Consider the following 942-nt stretch of genomic DNA (forward strand, 5'->3'; position numbering starts at 1 on the left):
AAAGGCTTTTAATAATTCATCCAATGCAATCCCTCCTAACCGGCTGGATTAACAGTTACGACGCATGTCGCTGTTTTATTACCGTCTGTTGTTTTAACGGTAATCGTTGCTTCACCTTCGGCTACAGCTGTTACTAAACCAGTTGAGCTTACAGTCGCAATAGCTGCTGCACTTGTAGACCAAGTAACAGCTTTATTTGTCGCTGTTGTTGGCGCTACAGTTGCCGTAAGTTGTTTTGTGCCTGCAATATCAAGCGTTGCTGTCGTAGTATCTAATGTCACACCAGTAACCGCAACTACTGGATTCGTTACCGTTACTGTGCTTGTTGCAGTCTTGTTACCATCTGTAGTTGTCGCAGTGATAACCGATGTACCAGCTTTCACACCAGTTACTACCCCAGTTGATGCATTAACTGTTGCATTAGTCGGTGTACCCGATGCCCATGTTACAGATTTATTCGTTGCATTGGCTGGTGCTACTGTAGCTGTAATTGTTGTCGTTTTACCTACATCCACAGTTGCAGTAGTAGGTGTTACTGTCACACCGGTAACGGCTGTTTTAGGCGTTGCGTTTACAGTTGCAGATTTACTTGATTCACCTTTGCCATTTTTGGCTGTCGCTTGAATCGAGTATTGCGTACCATCTGTTAAACCCGTAATAGTACCTGTTTTAGTGGTAGTGTTTTGCGTTTTAGGCGTTGTGCCATCTGTGTAATAAATGGTATAGCCAGTAATCGCTGTGCCATCGTTGGTACCGTCCACAATTGTGAAGTCAATGGCTCCTGCTTTGGCTGTTACCGTAACAGTTGGGGCACCAGGCACAATATCCGTTGTTGTAAATTGAACGGAACCTGTAGCACCATTTTCTTCAACTTCAACGGTGTAGGCCGTATTTGGTGTTAAGTTTTGCAAACTAAAAGGCGATGTAGCATCTTCTGACACC

The 942-nt window shown here is 44.2% G+C and carries 1 protein-coding gene; it reads right to left on the reverse strand.

The window, feature by feature from the left end; all coding sequences use genetic code 11:
• Positions 1–35: 35 nt before the first annotated feature.
• On the reverse strand, positions 36–942 hold a 907-nt coding region (locus tag KTHG_RS00015; protein ID WP_139991769.1), incomplete at its 5' end, for an Ig-like domain-containing protein.

This window comes from Kurthia sp. Dielmo (assembly GCF_000307285.2).
Classification (GTDB): domain Bacteria; phylum Bacillota; class Bacilli; order Bacillales_A; family Planococcaceae; genus Kurthia; species Kurthia populi.